The sequence below is a fragment of the Nocardia sp. NPDC051052 genome, assembly GCF_044456045.1.
Taxonomy (GTDB): domain Bacteria; phylum Actinomycetota; class Actinomycetes; order Mycobacteriales; family Mycobacteriaceae; genus Nocardia.
This window is the reverse complement of record NZ_JBITFL010000003.1, coordinates 323,967-341,000: the sequence shown is the minus strand read 5'-3', so window position 1 is coordinate 341,000 and position 17,034 is coordinate 323,967. Positions and strand designations below refer to the sequence as shown.

Below are 17,034 nucleotides of genomic sequence, written 5' to 3'. Positions count from 1 at the left end.
TACGGCAGCGACAGGCTCATGACGGTGCGGTGACTGGGCGTCTCGGGGTGCCGAAGAGGTGGGCGTTGCTGTGGGCTCGTTTGAAGAAGAGGTGGGCGTCGTGTTCCCAGGTTATGGCTATGCCGCCGTGTAGTTGGATGGTTTCGGCGGTGATTGTGGTGAGGGCTTCGGTGCAGTGCAGGCGGGCGGTCCAGACGTCTTCGGCGGCGGTGGAGGTGTCTTCGGCTACCGCGAGGGTGGCGGCGGCGGAGGCGGACTTGGCCGATTCGAGGAGGACGTACATGTCGGCCATGCGGTGTTTGAGGGCTTGGAAGCTGCCGATGGGGCGGCCGAATTGGACTCGGGACTTGGTGTATTCGACCGTCATGGTCAGGCAGTGGTCGGCGGCGCCTACCTGTTCGGCGGCGATTGCGGCCCAGGCGATTTCGCGTAGGCGTGTGATGGCCGGTGCGGGGCCGGCGGTGCCGAGGCGGTGGGCTTCGGCGGTGGTGAAGGTGATTTCGGTCAGTTTGCGGGTGGGGTCCATGGTGGGCATGACGCGCCGCGTGACCCCGGTCGTGCTGGGGGCTACTTCGAAGAAACCGGTCTCGGTGACCACGATCAGGGTGTCGGCGATGCTGCCGTCCAGCACGTAAAGGGCGGTGCCGGAGAGGGTTCCGTTTTCCTCGTGGACTCCCGGCTCGTCCCAGCCGTTTTCGCCCGCCCAGCACACCGCGAGCGTGCGCGTGCCCTCGGCGACCTCGGGGAGCAGCCGGGCGCAGGCCGCCGCGTCGTCCGACAGCAGCAGGGCTTGTACGCCGAGGACAGCGGAGCCGAGCATCGGGACGCCGGCGAGGGTGCGGCCGAGTTCGCCGACCACCAGCAGGGATTCGACCAGGCTTGCGCCGACGCCGCCGTATTCCTCGGGGACGGCCAGTGCCGCGACACCGATCTGCTCGCAGAGTCGCTGCCATAGCGCCTGGTCGTAGCCGAGTTCGGTGTCCATCGCCGTACGCACCGCGGCCGATCCGGCGTGCTTGGTGAGCAGCGCGCGCACCGAGGCGGTGAATTCCTGATGTTCGGTGGTCGTCATGCGGTCCCTCGTAGTTGCCGCTCGGCTTCGTCGCGGAGCGACCGGGCGATGCGGGCTCGGTGCAGATCCGGTGTGCCCCAGGCGGAACGGAGCGCGGTGACCTTGGTCAGCCACAGCGACAGGTCGTATTCGGCGGTGTAGCCGATCGCGCCGTGTACCTGCAGGGCGGCTCTGGCCGCCCGGTAAGCCGCGTCGCCGCAGGCGATCACGGCGGCCGAGACATCGCGGGTGCGGGTCGCGTCGCCCATGGTGAGCGCGGCGCGATAGAGCAGCGGCTCGGCTAGATCCAGCCCGATCAGCACGTCGGCGAGCTTCTGTTTGACGGCCTGGAATTCACCGATCGGCTTACCGAACTGCTTGCGCTGCTTGGCATATCCGGTGGTGGAGTCCAGCAATGCGCGTCCGGCGCCGAGCAGCTGTGCCGCGCAGGCCAGCGCGCCGGTGTCGAAGGCGCTGGCAATGGCGTCGTCGACTCCGTCGCCCTCGGCGATTGATTCGTCGGCCGCGACGGTGAACAGGCGGCGCGCCGGATCCACCGACCGCACCAGCCCGGTCCGATGCGCGGTGTGCAGTTGCCCGCCCGCCGCGATCAGCACGACCTCTGCGCTGTCCGCGTCCAGTGCCACACCGTTGTGCAAGGCGATGGTGCCCATCTCGGCACCGTCGGCGAAATCGGGCAGCCAGCGCGCGGCCGCACTCTTGTCCGGAAGCGCTTGCAGCAGTGCGGGTATCGCGGCCGCGGTCTCCACCAGCGGACCGGGCGCGGCGGCGCGACCGAGTTCGACGAACGCGACCACCAGATCGATCGGTTCGGCACCGACACCGCCGTGCTCTTCATCGATGGCCAGGCCGAGCACGCCCGCCCCGGCGAGCTGCCGGATCAGCCCGCGCCCCGGGCGTGGATCACCGGTCGCCCAGCCGCGCACCGCGGCGGGCGTCCGTCCCGCGTCGAGCAGCTTGCGCACGCTGGTGCCGAAGTCGAGTTGTTCGGGACTGAGCGCGAACCTCATCGGCTGCTCCCTCTGTGCTTACCCACCCCGCCGGCTCCGCCAGCTGCCGACCCCCTAGGTAGTCCGAGCAGCCGCTCGGCGATGATGTTGCGCTGAATCTCGTTGGTACCCGCGTAGATCGGGCCGGAGAGCGAGAACAGGTAGCCGTCGGTCCATGGCCCGGATCGCTCGGCGCTCGCGCCGAGTACGTCCAGCGCGGTCTCGTGCATGGCGATATCGAGCTCGGACCAGAACACCTTGGTGATCGAGGATTCCGCGCCGAGCTTGCCGCCCTCGTTCAGCCTGGTCACCGTGCCGAAGGTGTGCAGCCGGTACGCCTCGCTGCCGATCCAGGCGTCCACCACGGCATCTCGCTGCCCGGTGTTGGTCTCGTCGCCGGTGTCGAGCCACAGATCGATCAACCGCTGTGCCGTCGCGCTGAATCGACCCGGGCTGCGCAGCGACAGGCCGCGCTCGTTGCTCGACGTGCTCATCGCCACTCGCCAGCCCTCGCCGGGCTCCCCGATCACATCGCGATCGGGCACGAATACCTCATCGAGGAATATCTCCGCGAAACCGGGCTCGCCATCCAACTGCGGAATAGGCCGCACGGACACACCATCCGCGGACAGCGGGAACATCACATAGGTCAGCCCCTTGTGCCGTTCCGCCTCGGGATCGCTGCGGAAGAGCCCGAAGGCCCAGTCCGCGAAGGCCGCTCGCGAACTCCACGTCTTCTGTCCGCTCAACAGCCAGCCGCCATTGGTACGCCGCGCGGTCGAGCGGATGCCCGCGAGATCGCTACCCGCCTCCGGCTCCGACCACGCCTGGGCCCAGATGTCCTCACCACGCGCCATCCGCGGCATGATCCGTTCGAGCTGCTCGGGCGTGCCATGCTCGAAAAGTGTTGGTGCCAGCAGGAAAATGCCGTTCTGGCTGACCCGCCCCGGCGCACCCGCGGCGTAGTACTCCTGCTCGAACAGCACCCACTCCAACAGCGAGGCATCGCGACCGCCGTACTCCTCGGGCCACGCGACGACGGAGAGCCGAGCGTCGGCGAGGGTGCGCTCCCAGGCGCGATGCGCCTCGAATCCGCCCTTGGTATCCATCGAGGGCAACGGCTGCGCAGGCTTGTTGGCGGCCAGGAACTCTCGGACCTCGATCTGGAATTCCTGTGTGGCCTGGTCGATATCGAGATCCACTTACCTCGCCCCGTTCTCGCCGGTCGAGGAGGCCTTCATCGTTTTGGCGTTCATGCCGCCCAGCGAGTCGGCACCCACCTCGGCATTGTGCGCGTGCGCGAAGTGATGGAGTCCGAACACCGAATCCATCCCGGTGCGCATGCCCATCAGATCCTCGGCCTGGTTCACCGCCTTCTTCGTCAGCGCCAGCCCGAATCGCGGCATGGTGGCGATCTTTTCGGCCAGCGCGAGCGTCTCGGCCGTCAGTTCGGCACGCGGCACCACCCGGTTGACCATGCCCCATTCCTTGGCCTGTGCCGCACTGAACCGGTCACCGGTGAACAGGAACTCCTTCGCGGCACGCGGGCCCATCACCCACGGATGCGCGAAGTACTCGACGCCTGGAATGCCCATTCGCACAACGGGATCGGAGAAGAACGCGTCATCGGAGGCAATGATCAGATCGCACACCCAGGCCAGCATGAGCCCACCCGCGATGCACGCGCCCTGCACCATCGCGATGGTCGGCTTGGGGATCTCCCGCCAGCGCCTGCACATGCCGAGGTAGACCTCGAGCTCACGGGCGAAGCGCTGATCGCCGCCGACCTTGTCGACGTGGTCCCACCACAGCGCGGCCTTGTTCGGGTAGTGAATGTGGTGATCGCGCCCCGGGGTGCCGATGTCGTGCCCGGCGCTGAAGTGTTTGCCGTTGCCCGCCAACACGATGACGCCGACCTCGTCGTCTTCGACGGCGCGCTCGAAGGCGGCGTCGAGAGCGTAGGTCATCACCGAGTTCTGCGCGTTGCGGTAGTCCGGCCGATTCAGCGTGACGATCGCCGTGCGACCGCGCACCTCGTACGTGACGACGTCACCCTCGTCCGGGATCGGTTCCGACATTACGAAATCTCCTCACGTAGTTGACGCTTGAGCACTTTCCCGGCGGCGCTGTAGGGCAGCTGGTCGCGGAATTCGATGAACCGCGGCACCTTGAAATTGGCCAGCACGGTGGTGGCGTGGGCGAGCACCTGATCCTCGGTGAGCTGCGCGCCCCCCTTGCGGACCACGAAAGCCTTGCCCACCTCGCCCATTCGGGTATCCGGCACCCCGATCACGGCGGATTCGGCGACGCCGTCCAGCCGCGCGAGCGCCTGCTCGATCTCGGCCGGGTACACGTTGAACCCGCCGGAGATGTACATGTCCTTGAGCCGGTCGGTGATCTTCAGATATCCGCGCTCATCCACCGTGCCGACATCACCGGTGTGCAGCCAGCCCTCGGAATCGATGGTCTCCGCGGTACTTTCGGGATCGTCGAGGTAGCCGAGCATCACGTTCGGCCCGCGCAACAGCACCTCGCCGTTCGGCGCGAGCCGCAGTTCGAAGTCCGCGATCGGGCGCCCGCAGGTGCCAGCGATGGTCTCGACGTCGTCGTCCGGGCGGCACATGGTGCCGAACCCCGACGCCTCGGACAGCCCGTAACCGGTGATGACGACATCGAAGTCGAGCTCCGAGCGCATCCGCTCGACCAGCACCACCGGCACGGTCGCCGCGCCGGTCACCGCGACCCGCAGGGTGCTGAGGTCGAAGTTGTCGCGGTCGGGGAAGTCGAGGATCGTCTGGTAGATCGTCGGCGGCCCGGGCAGCACCGTGATCTTCTCCTCGCTCACCAGCCGCATCGTGGCGGGTACGTCGAACACCGCCTGCGGGACGATCGCGGCCCCGGTGACCAGACAGGCGAGGATGCCCGCCTTGTAGCCGAAGTTGTGGAAGAACGGGCTCACCACGAGATACCGGTCGGCGCCGTTGAGCGTCGTGCATTCCGCCCAGGCCCGCACCACCGACAGCGCCTGCCGGTGCGCCACCACGGTGCCCTTGCTGCGGCCGGTGGTGCCGGAGGTGAACAGGATGTCGGCGGTGTCCTCGGGACTCACCGCCGCCGCGCGCTCCTCCGCTTCCGCCAGGGTGGCCTTCTCGGCGACGCCCGCGAGCTCGGACCAGTCGAACGCGGTCTCGTCGCTGGTCGTGCTGCCGGGCTCGACCGGGATGACGACCACCGTCTCGATGTCGAGTTCCGGTGCGGTCGCGCGCAATTCGGCGAGCCGGTCGCGGCCGAGGAAGGTGCCCGCGATGAACAACGCCCGCGCGTCGACCCGCACCAGCACATCGGCGGCCTCGTCGGCGACATAGCGGGTGTTCAGCGGCACCAGCGACGCGCCGACATAGTGCGCGGCCAGCGCCGCGACGACCCAGTGATGGGTGTTGGGTGCCCACATGGCCACCCGGTCGCCCGATTGCACGCCGCGCGCGATGAGTGCCCGTGCCACCTCCTGGACGGCCGCCAACAGCTCGGTCCAGTCCAGCCGGACCGCGCCGTCGGCCAGGGCAGCGGCGGCGCCGAAGGTGCGCGCGGCATGCTGCAGCGCCAGCGGTGTCGTAAGTGCAGGGGTTGTCACGGTTGTCCTTACCGTCCGTGTCGGGGCACTTATGCAAGCGCCCTACAAAGCAAGTGCTTGGTAGGTTATCCTACCGGCGTGGGTGCGATCCAGACCTCAGAATCCGACACCGCCGCGCATGGCGGGCGGTTTTCCACGACTCGAGACGCGCAATTCGCCGCCGACGTGCGCGAGTGGCTCGCGGAAAACCTGAACGGCGAATTCCGCGAACTGCGCGGGCTCGGCGGACCGGGCCGCGAGCACGAGGCCTTCGACGAGCGCCTCGCCTGGGACCGGCACCTGGCCGCCGCGGGCTGGACCTGCCTTGGCTGGCCCAAGGAGTACGGCGGCCGCGAGGCGACCGTGCGCCAGCAGGTGATCTTCCACGAGGAGTACGCGAAGGCGAACGCGCCATCGCGGGTCTCGCACGTCGGCGAGGAACTGCTCGGGCCGACCGTGCTCGCCTTCGGCACCCAGGCGCAGAAGGAACGCTTCCTGCCCGGCATCCGCACGGTGACCGAGCTGTGGTGCCAGGGCTATTCCGAGCCGGGCGCAGGCTCGGACCTGGCCGCGATCACCACCGCGGCCCAGCTCGACGGCGACGAATGGTCGATCAATGGCCAGAAGATCTGGACCTCGCTGGCCCACCTCGCCGACTGGTGCTTCGTGATCGCGCGCACCGAGCGCGGCTCGGCCCGTCACAAGGGCCTGTCCTACCTGCTGGTTCCGATGAATCAGCAGGGCGTCGACGTGCGCCCGATCGTCCAGCTGACCGGGACCTCGGAATTCAACGAGGTCTTCTTCGACAACGCGCGCACCGCCGCAGATCTGGTGATCGGCGCGCCGGGCGACGGCTGGCGCATCGCCATGGGCACACTGACCTTCGAGCGCGGCATCTCCACGCTCGGCCAGCAGATCAGGTTCGCCAGGGAACTCGCCGATGTCGAGGCGCTGGCCCGCCGCACCGGTGCCGCCGACGACCCGCTCATCGCCGATCGGATCGACCGGGCCTGGGTCGGGCTGCGCGTGCTGCGCGCCCATGCCATCCGCACCATGGAGGGCGCCGGCGTCGACGACGGCGGACAAGCCTCGGTCGCAAAACTGTTGTGGGCCAACTGGCATCGCGGCCTCGGCGAACTCGCCATGGCCGTGCTCGGCCCGGCGGGCCTGGTGGCCGACGAGAACGACCTGAACGAATGGCAGCGGCTCTACCTGTTCACCCGCGCCGACACGATCTACGGAGGTTCGAACGAAGTGCAGCGCAACATCATCGCCGAGCGGGTGCTCGGCCTGCCGCGGGAGGCCCGCCCATGAGCGATCTTTCTGTTGCGCCACCGCCGATTCCCGGCCACGGCCTGCTCGCCGGGCGTGCCGCGGTCATCACCGCCGCGGCGGGCACCGGCATCGGCTCGGCCACCGCGCGCAGGCTGCTCGCCGAGGGCGCCGATGTGGTCGTCTCCGATTGGCACGAGCGGCGTTTGGCCGAAACCGCGACCGAGCTGGCGGCCGAGTTCCCGGCGCGCAAGGTCGCCTCGATCGCCTGTGACGTGCAGAGCACCGAACAGGTCGACGCGCTGGTTCGCGGCTCGGTCGAGGCGCTCGGCCGGATCGACATCATGGTCAACAATGCGGGGCTCGGCGGCGAGACCCCGGTGGTCGACATGACCGACGAGCAGTGGGATCGCGTCCTTGACATCACCCTCAACGGCACCTTCCGCTGCACCCGCGCCGCGCTCGGTTACTTCCGCGACGCGGGCCACGGCGGCGTGATCGTCAACAACGCCAGCGTGCTCGGCTGGCGGGCGCAGCACGGTCAGGCGCACTACGCCGCGGCCAAGGCGGGGGTGATGGCGCTGACCCGGTGCAGTGCCGTCGAGGCCGCCGAGCTCGGCGTGCGGATCAACGCGGTCGCACCGAGCATCGCCAGGCACGCCTTCCTCGACAAGGTCAGCTCGACCGAACTGCTCGACCGGTTGTCCGAGCGCGAAGCTTTCGGCCGGGCCGCCGAGCCGTGGGAGGTCGCGGCCACCATCGCCATGCTGGCCAGTGACTACACGTCCTATCTGACCGGCGAAGTCGTCTCGGTCAGCAGTCAACGCGCCTGAGACGGTTCAGTTTTCGTAATCCGGCATGATCCAGCGGCCGTGCGCGGGCGCGGGGACCGCCGCGGCGTCCATCGTGAAGGTCACCTCGACGTGGCCGGGTCCCGGATACAACCGGGGCTCGGCACCGTAGTGGTGATAGCCCGGCCCGGTGACCTCCTGACTGACCGAGCCGCTGCGCCCGTTGTCGGTGTTGGTCCAGTTGGCCGTGATGGTCACCCGGCAGTCCCCGGCGCCCCACAGCGTGGCCTGGAAGTTCAACAGGGCACCGCCGTTCGGCAGGCCGCCGTAGCCGACGCTCGGGTCGATCCGGCCGACGCAGAGCCCGGCTCGGGCCACGGTGAAAATCGTGTCCCAGGATTCCCCAGCTGGTGCCGCTGCGGCAGGCGTCGCGGTGGCGAGCACCGGCAGCGCGGCCAGTGCGGCGACCGCGAGCAGTCGTGGTGTGGTGGCAATAGGCATGAATATCCCTTCGTGACGAACTCGATCGGTGGTCCGGATGGGTTATTTCGCGGGAGCCGAGTAGGTATCGCACTGACGGATGGCTCTCCGCGATCTTCGCGCATAACCGGTGCCGCGCACCCGAAATTTCGGCGATCTGTCGTAGCGCGCAACATTTTTCACTATCGATCGAGCCAATCACGTTCGCGTTGCCGGTCGTTGGCTGCGGTAGGTGTCCCACGGCGGACAGCAGACTGGACGGATGGCGGATCACGCCAAAGTGCGATCGCCTTCCAGCATCCCGCGCACATCGAGCAAATGGGCGGCTGATCAGGTAGAAAAGGTCGCGCCAGATGTCCCCGGGGTGTGCCATGCTGGTTTAGATCGGATCCCGCACTCTCCAAAGGGGCGATGGCTATGGGCCTGGATAGCCCAGCTGCCCGCGAACAACTGGAACTCGAATTGGTGCGCGAAGTGGTGCTAGCCAGGCGCAGGCTGGATAGCATGGTGCTCGCCGCGCTAACACTCGGCGCCGAATTGATGGAGCACGCCTCCGAATGTGCGACCGCGATGCGCGCGGCACAGATTCTCGAGCAATATGCCGTCGACGAGCGCGAGGTGACGCGCGACCCGCGCGGCGCGCTACGCGCCGATATGGCGCGAGATCGGGAGCGGGCCAAGCAGATCGGGCTCGGCTCCGATCCGGCGGAATCCGAGCACGAGCAGCGCAGGCATCGGCAGTCCGCGCTGCTGTGCGAGGTGCGCGCCGACCTGCTCGACGTGGTGGCCAAGTGCCGGAAGTTCCGCTTCGACCGGGTGGCCTTCGACGAGGAGATCGCCCAGGGCCTGTGCGCCGCCACCGACAAGTTGGTGATCGGCGCCGACATGGACACCTACCAGGCTTGGCAGCGCGGCATGGTGCTCAAGCTGATCGAGGAGCCGGTGGACTACGGGCCGCCGCGGGTGATGGCGACGGTGGACGCCGGGCCGGGGCGCGGCCAGCTCATCGTCGAGTGGGACAGCTGCGAACGCCGGCTGGCCTTGGTGGCGCGGATGGCGCGAGCGGGCATCGCCCCCGTGGTGATCTGCGATCGGCTGCTAGCCGACCTATCGGTGTCCTCACCGCTGCGCCATTCGGTGCGCTGAACCCGCTCCGACACGACCTATCAACGCGCCGCTGGCGCGATGAATAGCGCGCCACCCTGTACCAAGCAAATGCTTGGTTGTATTATGGCCGATGTGACCGCACCCGAGGCTTCGAAATCCGCACGGCGCAATGAACTGCTCACGCTGGCGGCCGAACTGTTCGCCGAGCGTGGCCTGCGCGCCACCACCGTGCGCGACATCGCCGACGCGGCCGGAATTCTATCCGGGAGTCTCTACCACCACTTCGATTCCAAGGAGTCGATGGTCGACGAGATCCTGCGCGGCTTCCTCGACGACCTGTTCGGGCACTACCGGGAGATCGTCGGCGCCGGGCTCAGCCCGCGAGACACCTTGGAAGCCTTGGTGATCGCGTCCTACCAATCGTTCGACCGCCATCACGCCGCAGTGGCGATCTACCAGGCCGAGGCCAAGCGGCTGCGCACCGCCGAGCGGTTCACCTACATCGCCGACTACAACCGCGAATTCCGCGAGCTCTGGCACCGAGTGCTGACCAACGGCGTGACCGACGGCAGCTTCCGGCCCGAGATCGACGTCGAACTGGCCTACCGATTCCTGCGCGACACCGTGTGGGTCGCGGTGCGCTGGTATCAGCCGGGCGGCCCCATCACCGTCGACAACCTCGCCAAGCAGTACCTGACCATCGTGCTCGACGGCCTCACGCTGTCCAAGGCCGAGCAAACCACGTAGGAGTTCTAGATGTCAGCACCATCCGCACCACGCCGCCCCTACACCCCGCTGCGCGACGCCTACGTGATCGACGCGGTGCGCACCCCGGTCGGCAAGCGCGGCGGCGCGCTGGCCGCCGTGCACCCCGCCGACCTCGGCGCGGCCGCGCTGCGCGGGCTGTTGGACCGCACCACCATCGACCCGGGCAATGTCGACGACGTGATCGTCGGCTGTGTCGACAATGTCGGCCCGCAGGCCGGAAACGTCGGCCGCACCGCATGGTTGGCCGCGGGCTATCCGGAAGAGGTGCCTGGCGTCACCGTCGATCGCCAGTGCGGATCCAGCCAGCAGGCCATCAATTTCGGCGCGCAGGCCATCATGAGCGGCACCGCCGAGGTGATCGTCGCGGGCGGGCTGCAGAACATGAGCGCCATCCCGATCTCGGCCGCCATGTACGCGGGCAAGGAGTACGGGTTCGACTCGCCGTTCGTCGGCTCGCAGGGCTGGGACCACCGCTACGGCACCGCCGAGGTCACCCAGTTCCGTGCCGCTCAGCTGATCGCCGAGAAGTGGAACATCAGCCGAGAAGACATGGAGCGCTGGGCCTTACGCAGCCATGAGCGGGCCCGCGATGCCATCAAAAACGGCCGCTTCGATCGGGAGATCGTGCCGGTCGGCGACTTCTGGATCGATCAGGGACCACGCGAGACCAGCCTGGAGAAGATGGCGTCGTTGCCGCCGCTGGCAGAGGGCAGCCCGCTGACGGCGGCCGTCGCGAGCCAGATCTCCGACGGCGCGAGCGCCACCCTGCTCGCCTCCGAATGGGCCGTCGAGGCATACGGATTGACGCCGAGGGCCCGCATCCACCACGTCAGCGCACGCGGCGCCGACCCGATCTTCATGCTCACCGCGCCGATCCCGGCCACCAAGTGGGCGCTGGAAAAGACCGGCCTCACCATCGATGACATCGACGTCATCGAAATCAACGAAGCCTTCGCCCCGGTCGTGCTGGCCTGGCTGAAGGAAACCGGCGCCGACCCGGAGCGGGTCAACGTCAACGGCGGCGCCATCGCCCTCGGCCACCCCCTCGGCGCAACGGGCGCAAAGCTTTTCGCCTCCCTGCTCAACGAACTCGAGCGCGTCGACGGCCGCTACGGCCTGCTCACCATCTGCGAGGGCGGCGGCACCGCCAACGTCACCATCATCGAGCGGCTCGGCAGCTGAATCGCTGCCGCGAATCTCATTGTCGGAATTGCGTCGGTCGCTGGTCGTTCGGGATCTCGGGATGCTGCTGGTACCAGTCCCGGACGGCCAGGATGGCGCGGATCTCCGGTGGGCCGGAGTAGCGCCCGAGAGTCTTTATCAGCAGAGCGGCTAACCAGCCGACTATGAACAGCTGACCGACCACGAGGATTGCTCCAGCGATTGGGGCGCCGCCGTAAGCGGCCGCACCGAGGCCGAGGCCCGCGCCTTTACCCGCCCGCTGTGCTTTCTTCGCCCCTCCATCGTCCTGCTGACCGGTCAGGAGTAGATGTTCTTCCCGCTTCGTTTGGGCAATTGATCGGAAGCCAGTGTAGAAACTCCAGCAGATCACCAGTATCGCGACTGCGAGTAAGCCGCTTCTGGCTGGACCTCGCGTATCGCGGGCTATGAGGTCGATGACGATGCCGACGCCCCACACCGGGAACACGCATACGAGGACGACGAAGAGTGTGGCCATGGCGCGCCTGATCCAGTAGACGAATCCTCTGCCGTACCAACTGGTTCCGAGGAACGGGATACGTGGGAACTCGAGCCCGGGGTGTCGCATCGACTTGGGGACCATCAGAAAATCTTGTGCCAGACGCTGGTTGCCGCATCCTTGGCACTGGAAGCGAGGTCTCCGATATCGTGTCCTGTGTTGGCGAAGGTGCTGCCGAGTCCCTGCATTGTTCCGTTCCATACGCCGCGGTCGTGGATGTCTTCGCTCCAGTGTTCATGGAATCCTTCGTAGGCGACGTCTCCTACGCCGACCACGACAAAACCGGCGGCCAGTGCCGTGCCCCACGCAGGTGCGGTGAAACCGGCGAATGTCGCGGCTGCGCCGATCCCTACGGCGGTCCCGGCGCCTGCCGCCAAGCCAACCGCGGCAGCCCCATAGTCCTGGGTTCGTGCTTTGGTTGGGCTCTGCCCTTTTTCAATGTCATCTTGTGCCTGAAGTTCGGCGACCAATCCCGACGCTGCCACGTCGACGACAGGGATGTTCTTCATGAACTCGAGTCCCTTCGGCGCTACCTTCGATAACTCCGGAAGCAGCTTGTCGATATCACCAACCTTGACATTCAAGGCCTTCGACGCGGGCAGTTCACCTTTGTTCGCCTCCGCCGCAGCAAGATTGGTGTTGAGGTCCCTCAGGTCTTTGAACGCCTCGATGTGGTTGATTCGAGCGGGGTCGTCAAAAGGCATCATCTTGTTCTGAGCGTGGTAGGCATCATTGGCGGTATTCCAGTCGGCCCGTGCCTTCTCGAGCCCGGTCTGCGCTGATTTGACCTTGTCCGGCAGGTCCTTGGCCCATTGCGAGTTTCGCTCGTTCGGCACCGCGTACAAGCCGCGCAGGTAGTCGGCGATAGTGATGCGCTTGTCCCAGGTGAAGTCGCTGTCCTTGCCAGTAGGTTGGACGGGCTTGATCGCATCGGCGATATCCTTCGCCGCCTGTAACCGATAGCCCTGCGCGATGGTGATCGCGGAGTTGTAAGCATCGGTGTAGTCGACCTGGGCCTGCCGTGCATTCTTCGCGCTGTCCGAGTCCGGGTCACCGGTGATGGCCAGGATGAGCGGCTTGCCGTTGTCATCGATCTGCGCGCCTTGGCCTTTGGCCTCGTAGGCGGCGTTGTAGAGGTCCGCCTCGATCTGCTGCAACCGATCGCCCAGGGTCGCGATGGTCTGGCCGATGCCGCTGGTGACAGTGGCGAGGCCGCCCACCTGAATCGAGGTGCTGGTCCATGCCTTACGGAACGCGTCGGCGGCATTGCCCGAATAACCGGCGTCACCAACGACCTTGTCGACTTGGTTACCCAGCGCTTTTACGATGTCGTCCGTGGATTCCTGGGCGGCCTTCATTATGGTGCCCATGGACTGAAGTCCGCCGAGATCGCCGCCGATCCAACTCATCTGATAATTCCCCCTCGGCCGTTCAGTCCAGGCTCTTGGTCAAATCGTCGTACAGCTTGCGGTTGTCGATATCGTGGCGCTCGTACGAGTCACGCGCGTATGCGAGCTTCTCGGAGTGCGTCTGGATCGTGCGGACCATCTGATGATGAAGAATCTCCAAGAGATCCAAGGCACCCTTCATGGCCTCGTTCAGGGTGGCATCGCCGGATTCGACCGCCGTCCCCGGTAAGAACTTCGGTACCGCGCGTTCGTAAGCGGTGGCCTCGTCATCGAAGGTTTGGGCCATCGTTGTGAGGTCATCGAGGACGACCTGCATCCAGTCACTCATGGTCGGTACTCCTTCAAGGCGCGCAGCCGTTCAGCTGTCCACTGAACGCGACATACCTTTTCCGATGGGTCGAGCACGACCGTGAATGCGGTCGTACCGAGCAGGTTCGACAACTCCGCGGCGGGGGTCATGATCCATGGTTGGTAGCTACCGAGACGTTCGATGAGCCGTTCGACGGTGGAGAACACGACCACAACGGGCTGGCCGGTTACCTGAGCGCTGAGTTCGAAGTAGGCCCCACTACCGTCCGGCCGCGGATGAGCGGGAACCACGACAACCGGTGGTAGCGATACTCCGATCCGGGTCGGCGGCTCCGTCGGCACGGTTAGATCGGGTGGGGACGGGGAATAGCTGAGCGGCTTCTGCACCGCCGACTTCGGCTTACTGATCTGGTCATCGTCGTCCCAGTAATCATCTGGGGCGTCGTCATAGAGCCCGTAGGTGTCTTTTGGCAAGATAGCCCCCTGTCAGCCTTGGTCGAAAGTACTCCGCGGGTTCGTCGAGCGGCAACAGATCGCGCCCGGCCCTGTGTCCCGATACGCAAACAGGGCGCTGGTCGCCCGCGGTCTAGCCGGACAGGCGGGCGGCGAGCTCGGCGGCGAGCCGGGTGAACCGCGGGTCGTCGCCGCGCCAGAGTAGGGCGGTGCTGACGTCGAGGTTCAGGTCTCCGACGGGGAGGAAGCGGAACTCGGCTCGGTCGACGGCGTGCAGGCCCTCGGAATCGAAAGGGGCGATGATGAAGGCGCGGGTTTGGCGCAGCATCATCAGCATGCCGTCGACCGTCTTGAAACGGCCTCGGCCCTCGCTGATGCCCGCGCCGGACAGGGCGGCCCGCGTTCGGTCGCCGAGAGTGAGTTCCCAATGTTTGGGGCCCTGAATGTGGGTGAAACCGCGTAAGTCGGCCACTCGCAACGAGGTTCGCCCGCCGAACAGGGTGGCATCGACCAGGACGCCCATCGAGTCGGTGGCGATGACGACGGACTCGACCCCCGACCCGGAGGACGGGATGTGCGACAGGGCGAGGTCGATGTGGTTGCTGCGCAGGCTTGCCCCGATGTCGGCCGAGCGCAGCTGCTCCAGCGAGAAGGTGTAGTCGGCGGCCAGGTCGGTCATCGCGGTGGTGAGCCGGTGGCTGATGTCGGCGCCGAGCAGTTCCGGGATGGCGAAGCGCACGTCGACCGTCGCGACATCGGGTGTGGTCAGCCGACCGGGCAGCGCGTCGAAGTCGGTGACGATGGACAGGGCCAGTGGCACCAGCCGTTCGCCGGTCGGGGTCAGCCGGACGTGCCTGGTCGATCGTTCGAACAGTGCCGCGCCGAGTTCGGTTTCGAGCGCTTTGATGCGCTGGCTGAGCGGTGGAACCGACATCTGCAACGCCTGGGCCGCCTTGGTGAAATTCAGTTCTCTGGCGACGGTCAGGAAGTAGCGCAGATGGTAGATCTCCATTTGCGACATGGTAACTATCTGACCATGTCGTGATTCGGTTGGCTTGCTCCGACATTTCCGACAATTCGACCAGTGCAATAAAGTCGCAGCTAGACGCCGTTTCCTATTGTTATCAGCATGGACATAATCACACTGTGGAACATAGTAATTCCGTTAGCTGACCTATCGAATTAGCGTGGAAGCCGACCCGCTGAGCAGGCGGCAACACCATGGAGGTGCCTCGTGTTCCAGGCGTTATTGGTGCTCAACCTCGCGCACAACACCGTCGACCGCATCGATCTGACCGACGCGTCCGTCACGACGGTTGTCGGCGACGCGGGCCCGGTTCCCGACGGCATCGCCTACGACCGAGCCGCCGGACGCATCTACTGGACCACCATGGGTGCGCCCGATGTCGATCCCGCCCTTCCCGTCGACGAACACAACGTCGACTTCACGCCGAAGAACGGTTCGGTCGAGTCCGCCGCACTCGACGGCGCCGAGCGCAGACAGGTTCTTCCGGCGGGCGCGTTGACCACCGGCAAGCAACTAGACGCCGATTTCGTTGCCGGACAACTCTATTGGAGTGACCGCGAAGGTCGCCGGGTGAGCCGGTCCCGCCTCGACGGCACCGGACTCACCGATCTGGTGGTCAATCCCGCGACCGGAGACAAGGCCGAGGAATGCGTCGGCGTCGCCATCGATCCGGCCGGGAACGCGCTGTACTGGACCCAGAAAGGCCCGGCCAAGGGCGGTCGTGGGCGCATTTTCCGCGCGAATCTCGTTATGCCGGAAGGACAGACGGCGGCGACCCGCACCGATATCGAGGTGCTGTGGGAACACCGGCCCGAGCCGATCGACCTCTGGCTCGACACCGCGAACCACTACCTCTACTGGACCGATCGTGGCGCGGAGCCCGCAGGTAACACGCTCAATCGCGCGCCGATTCCAGCGCGCGGCGAGTCCGGCGGTGCGCCGGAAATACTGGCCCGCGGCTTCGCCGAGGCCATCGGGCTTGCCGTCGATATCGAGGCAGGCTTCGCCTATGTCACCGATCTCGGCGGCAGCGTTCGCGCGGTCGCCCTGGACGGCTCATCCGACAGCGTCATCGCGAAATTCGAGGGTCAGCCACTGACCGGAATCATAGGTGTTCAATGAGCACTCGACAGTCACGCACCATGGCCGTGGTCGGCGCGGGCGTTATCGGTCTGTCCTGGGCCCGACTGGCCCACCGGCACGGCTGGCGGGTGACGATCACCGATCCGCGTCCCGACCTCGGCGAGCTCGTCGAGTCCGAATTCGGCGAGGACGATCGCATTTCCTGGACGGCAGACCCGGCCGAGGCAGTGCGCGACGCCGATCTGGTCCAGGAAAACGGCCCCGAGCGGCTGCCCGTCAAGCAACAGATATTCACCGACATCCTGCGTACCGCACCCGCCGACGCGGTGCTGGCCACCTCCAGTTCGTCGATCACCGCGTCCCTCATCGCGGCCGACCTGGACAGCGCCGGGCGCATCGTGGTCGGGCATCCCTTCAACCCGCCGGAGCTCATGCCGCTCGTAGAGGTGTTGCCCGGCAAGAAGACCGACGAATCGACGGTCACCCGCGCCGTCGCGCTGTACACCGAGCTCGACCGCGTGCCGGTCGTTATCCGTAAGGAACTCCCCGGATTCGTGGCCAACCGGCTGCAGAAGGTGCTGAGCAGCGAGGCGACCTATCTGGTGCAGTCCGGCGTGGTCAGCGTCGCGGATCTCGACACCATCCTGCAGAACTCCATCGGCCTGCGCTGGGCCACCATCGGCCTCTTCGAAGGCAATGTCCTCGGCGGCGGGCCCGGCGGGGCAGAGCACCTGTTCGCCGGGGTCGGCGCGGAGGTAGGCAAGATCGAGGCGGGCAAGCCGTCGTCGGAACCCGAGGCGATGGCGGAACTCATCGAAAACATCGAGGACACATACGGTTCCGGCGAACAGAACTATCAGCGCCTGGTGGCCAAGCGAGATCGCCGGACGAACGCGGTGCTCGAAGCACTGGCGAAGCTCGACGACCGGCCGGCCGTCTACCCGAGCCCGAGCGTCTGAGAGGAC

General features: G+C 66.6%; 18 protein-coding genes. 7 read left to right on the top strand and 11 right to left on the bottom strand.

The features are described from left to right. Window positions 1–16: 16 nt before the first annotated feature. The 5 genes from ACIBCN_RS11870 to ACIBCN_RS11850 are packed head-to-tail and all read right to left on the bottom strand — an operon-like array spanning window position 17 to window position 5,692. On the bottom strand, window positions 17–1,072 hold the full coding sequence (locus ACIBCN_RS11870) for an acyl-CoA dehydrogenase family protein (protein ID WP_396991498.1): 1,056 nt from the start codon (window positions 1,070–1,072) through the stop codon (window positions 17–19). Further along, window positions 1,069–2,082: an acyl-CoA dehydrogenase family protein gene (locus ACIBCN_RS11865; protein WP_396991497.1), complete on the bottom strand. Its 1,014-nt coding sequence runs from the start codon at window positions 2,080–2,082 to the stop codon at window positions 1,069–1,071. The genes ACIBCN_RS11870 and ACIBCN_RS11865 overlap by 4 nt, the downstream gene beginning before the upstream one ends. Continuing rightward, window positions 2,079–3,263: an acyl-CoA dehydrogenase family protein gene (locus ACIBCN_RS11860; protein ID WP_396991496.1), complete on the bottom strand. Its 1,185-nt coding sequence runs from the start codon at window positions 3,261–3,263 to the stop codon at window positions 2,079–2,081. Before ACIBCN_RS11860 ends, ACIBCN_RS11865 begins: the two co-directional genes overlap by 4 nt. Continuing rightward, the gene (locus tag ACIBCN_RS11855; RefSeq protein ID WP_396991495.1) at window positions 3,264–4,139 is read right to left on the bottom strand and encodes an enoyl-CoA hydratase; all 876 of its coding nucleotides are present in this window, start codon (window positions 4,137–4,139) and stop codon (window positions 3,264–3,266) included. Next, window positions 4,139–5,692 (bottom strand): FadD3 family acyl-CoA ligase, encoded by a 1,554-nt coding sequence (locus ACIBCN_RS11850; RefSeq protein WP_396991494.1) that lies wholly within the window; start codon window positions 5,690–5,692, stop codon window positions 4,139–4,141. Before ACIBCN_RS11850 ends, ACIBCN_RS11855 begins: the two co-directional genes overlap by 1 nt. Window positions 5,693–5,770: 78 nt before the next feature. Between ACIBCN_RS11850 and ACIBCN_RS11845 the strand changes: the two genes are divergently transcribed. After that, window positions 5,771–6,985: an acyl-CoA dehydrogenase family protein gene (locus tag ACIBCN_RS11845; protein ID WP_396991493.1), complete on the top strand. Its 1,215-nt coding sequence runs from the start codon at window positions 5,771–5,773 to the stop codon at window positions 6,983–6,985. Further along, the gene (locus tag ACIBCN_RS11840; protein WP_396991492.1) at window positions 6,982–7,776 is read left to right on the top strand and encodes an SDR family oxidoreductase; all 795 of its coding nucleotides are present in this window, start codon (window positions 6,982–6,984) and stop codon (window positions 7,774–7,776) included. The genes ACIBCN_RS11845 and ACIBCN_RS11840 overlap by 4 nt, the downstream gene beginning before the upstream one ends. 6 nt (window positions 7,777–7,782) lie before the next feature. Here the strand turns inward: ACIBCN_RS11840 and ACIBCN_RS11835 are convergent, their stop codons facing one another. Further along, complete coding sequence (locus ACIBCN_RS11835) at window positions 7,783–8,235, bottom strand: hypothetical protein (protein ID WP_396991491.1); 453 nt, start codon at window positions 8,233–8,235, stop codon at window positions 7,783–7,785. A 396-nt stretch (window positions 8,236–8,631) separates the two neighbouring features. Between ACIBCN_RS11835 and ACIBCN_RS11830 the strand changes: the two genes are divergently transcribed. The 3 genes from ACIBCN_RS11830 (at window position 8,632) to ACIBCN_RS11820 (ending at window position 11,271) form a co-directional block, all read left to right on the top strand. Further along, window positions 8,632–9,360, top strand: coding sequence for a hypothetical protein (locus ACIBCN_RS11830; RefSeq protein WP_396991490.1), 729 nt, complete (start codon window positions 8,632–8,634; stop codon window positions 9,358–9,360). Between the two features lie 84 nt (window positions 9,361–9,444). Further along, window positions 9,445–10,068: a TetR/AcrR family transcriptional regulator gene (locus ACIBCN_RS11825; RefSeq protein WP_396991489.1), complete on the top strand. Its 624-nt coding sequence runs from the start codon at window positions 9,445–9,447 to the stop codon at window positions 10,066–10,068. Window positions 10,069–10,116: 48 nt separating this feature from the next. After that, a complete protein-coding gene (locus tag ACIBCN_RS11820) occupies window positions 10,117–11,271 on the top strand; it encodes an acetyl-CoA C-acetyltransferase (RefSeq protein ID WP_396991878.1) in 1,155 nt (384 codons plus the stop codon). A 16-nt stretch (window positions 11,272–11,287) separates the two neighbouring features. Here ACIBCN_RS11820 and ACIBCN_RS11815 read toward each other — a convergent pair whose 3' ends face one another. The 5 genes from ACIBCN_RS11815 to ACIBCN_RS11795 all read right to left on the bottom strand — a co-directional run bounded on the left by ACIBCN_RS11815 (window position 11,288) and on the right by ACIBCN_RS11795 (window position 14,971). Further along, window positions 11,288–11,872, bottom strand: coding sequence for a hypothetical protein (locus tag ACIBCN_RS11815; protein ID WP_396991488.1), 585 nt, complete (start codon window positions 11,870–11,872; stop codon window positions 11,288–11,290). Beyond that, window positions 11,872–13,197, bottom strand: coding sequence for a WXG100 family type VII secretion target (locus ACIBCN_RS11810; protein ID WP_396991487.1), 1,326 nt, complete (start codon window positions 13,195–13,197; stop codon window positions 11,872–11,874). Before ACIBCN_RS11810 ends, ACIBCN_RS11815 begins: the two co-directional genes overlap by 1 nt. A 22-nt stretch (window positions 13,198–13,219) precedes the next feature. Next, a complete protein-coding gene (locus tag ACIBCN_RS11805) occupies window positions 13,220–13,525 on the bottom strand; it encodes a DUF6317 family protein (RefSeq protein ID WP_396991486.1) in 306 nt (101 codons plus the stop codon). Beyond that, a complete protein-coding gene (locus ACIBCN_RS11800) occupies window positions 13,522–13,980 on the bottom strand; it encodes an SAV_915 family protein (RefSeq protein ID WP_396991485.1) in 459 nt (152 codons plus the stop codon). The genes ACIBCN_RS11805 and ACIBCN_RS11800 overlap by 4 nt, the downstream gene beginning before the upstream one ends. Before the next feature lie 112 nt (window positions 13,981–14,092). Continuing rightward, entirely contained in the window at window positions 14,093–14,971 is an 879-nt protein-coding gene (locus tag ACIBCN_RS11795; protein ID WP_396991484.1) for a LysR family transcriptional regulator, read from the bottom strand. 222 nt (window positions 14,972–15,193) lie between these two features. On the opposite strand from ACIBCN_RS11795, the gene ACIBCN_RS11790 reads away from it, so the two are divergent. Together ACIBCN_RS11790 and ACIBCN_RS11785 are read left to right on the top strand one after the other, a co-directional pair. Next, entirely contained in the window at window positions 15,194–16,108 is a 915-nt protein-coding gene (locus ACIBCN_RS11790; RefSeq protein WP_396991483.1) for a hypothetical protein, read from the top strand. Continuing rightward, window positions 16,105–17,028, top strand: coding sequence for a 3-hydroxyacyl-CoA dehydrogenase NAD-binding domain-containing protein (locus tag ACIBCN_RS11785; protein WP_396991482.1), 924 nt, complete (start codon window positions 16,105–16,107; stop codon window positions 17,026–17,028). Before ACIBCN_RS11790 ends, ACIBCN_RS11785 begins: the two co-directional genes overlap by 4 nt. The last annotated feature ends 6 nt before the right edge of the window (window positions 17,029–17,034 follow it).

Excerpts from the sequence above, each read along its gene's own strand:
- ACIBCN_RS11830 (WP_396991490.1), top strand. The coding sequence starts at position 8,632 with ATGGGCCTGGATAGCCCAGCTGCCCGCGAACAACTGGAACTCGAATTG.
- ACIBCN_RS11840 (WP_396991492.1), top strand. The coding sequence starts at position 6,982 with ATGAGCGATCTTTCTGTTGCGCCACCGCCGATTCCCGGCCACGGCCTG.
- ACIBCN_RS11810 (WP_396991487.1), bottom strand. The coding sequence starts at position 13,197 with ATGAGTTGGATCGGCGGCGATCTCGGCGGACTTCAGTCCATGGGCACC.
- ACIBCN_RS11865 (WP_396991497.1), bottom strand. The coding sequence starts at position 2,082 with ATGAGGTTCGCGCTCAGTCCCGAACAACTCGACTTCGGCACCAGCGTG.
- ACIBCN_RS11785 (WP_396991482.1), top strand. The coding sequence starts at position 16,105 with ATGAGCACTCGACAGTCACGCACCATGGCCGTGGTCGGCGCGGGCGTT.
- ACIBCN_RS11870 (WP_396991498.1), bottom strand. The coding sequence starts at position 1,072 with ATGACGACCACCGAACATCAGGAATTCACCGCCTCGGTGCGCGCGCTG.
- ACIBCN_RS11825 (WP_396991489.1), top strand. The coding sequence starts at position 9,445 with ATGGCCGATGTGACCGCACCCGAGGCTTCGAAATCCGCACGGCGCAAT.
- ACIBCN_RS11795 (WP_396991484.1), bottom strand. The coding sequence starts at position 14,971 with ATGGAGATCTACCATCTGCGCTACTTCCTGACCGTCGCCAGAGAACTG.
- ACIBCN_RS11815 (WP_396991488.1), bottom strand. The coding sequence starts at position 11,872 with ATGGTCCCCAAGTCGATGCGACACCCCGGGCTCGAGTTCCCACGTATC.
- ACIBCN_RS11805 (WP_396991486.1), bottom strand. The coding sequence starts at position 13,525 with ATGAGTGACTGGATGCAGGTCGTCCTCGATGACCTCACAACGATGGCC.
- ACIBCN_RS11855 (WP_396991495.1), bottom strand. The coding sequence starts at position 4,139 with ATGTCGGAACCGATCCCGGACGAGGGTGACGTCGTCACGTACGAGGTG.
- ACIBCN_RS11835 (WP_396991491.1), bottom strand. The coding sequence starts at position 8,235 with ATGCCTATTGCCACCACACCACGACTGCTCGCGGTCGCCGCACTGGCC.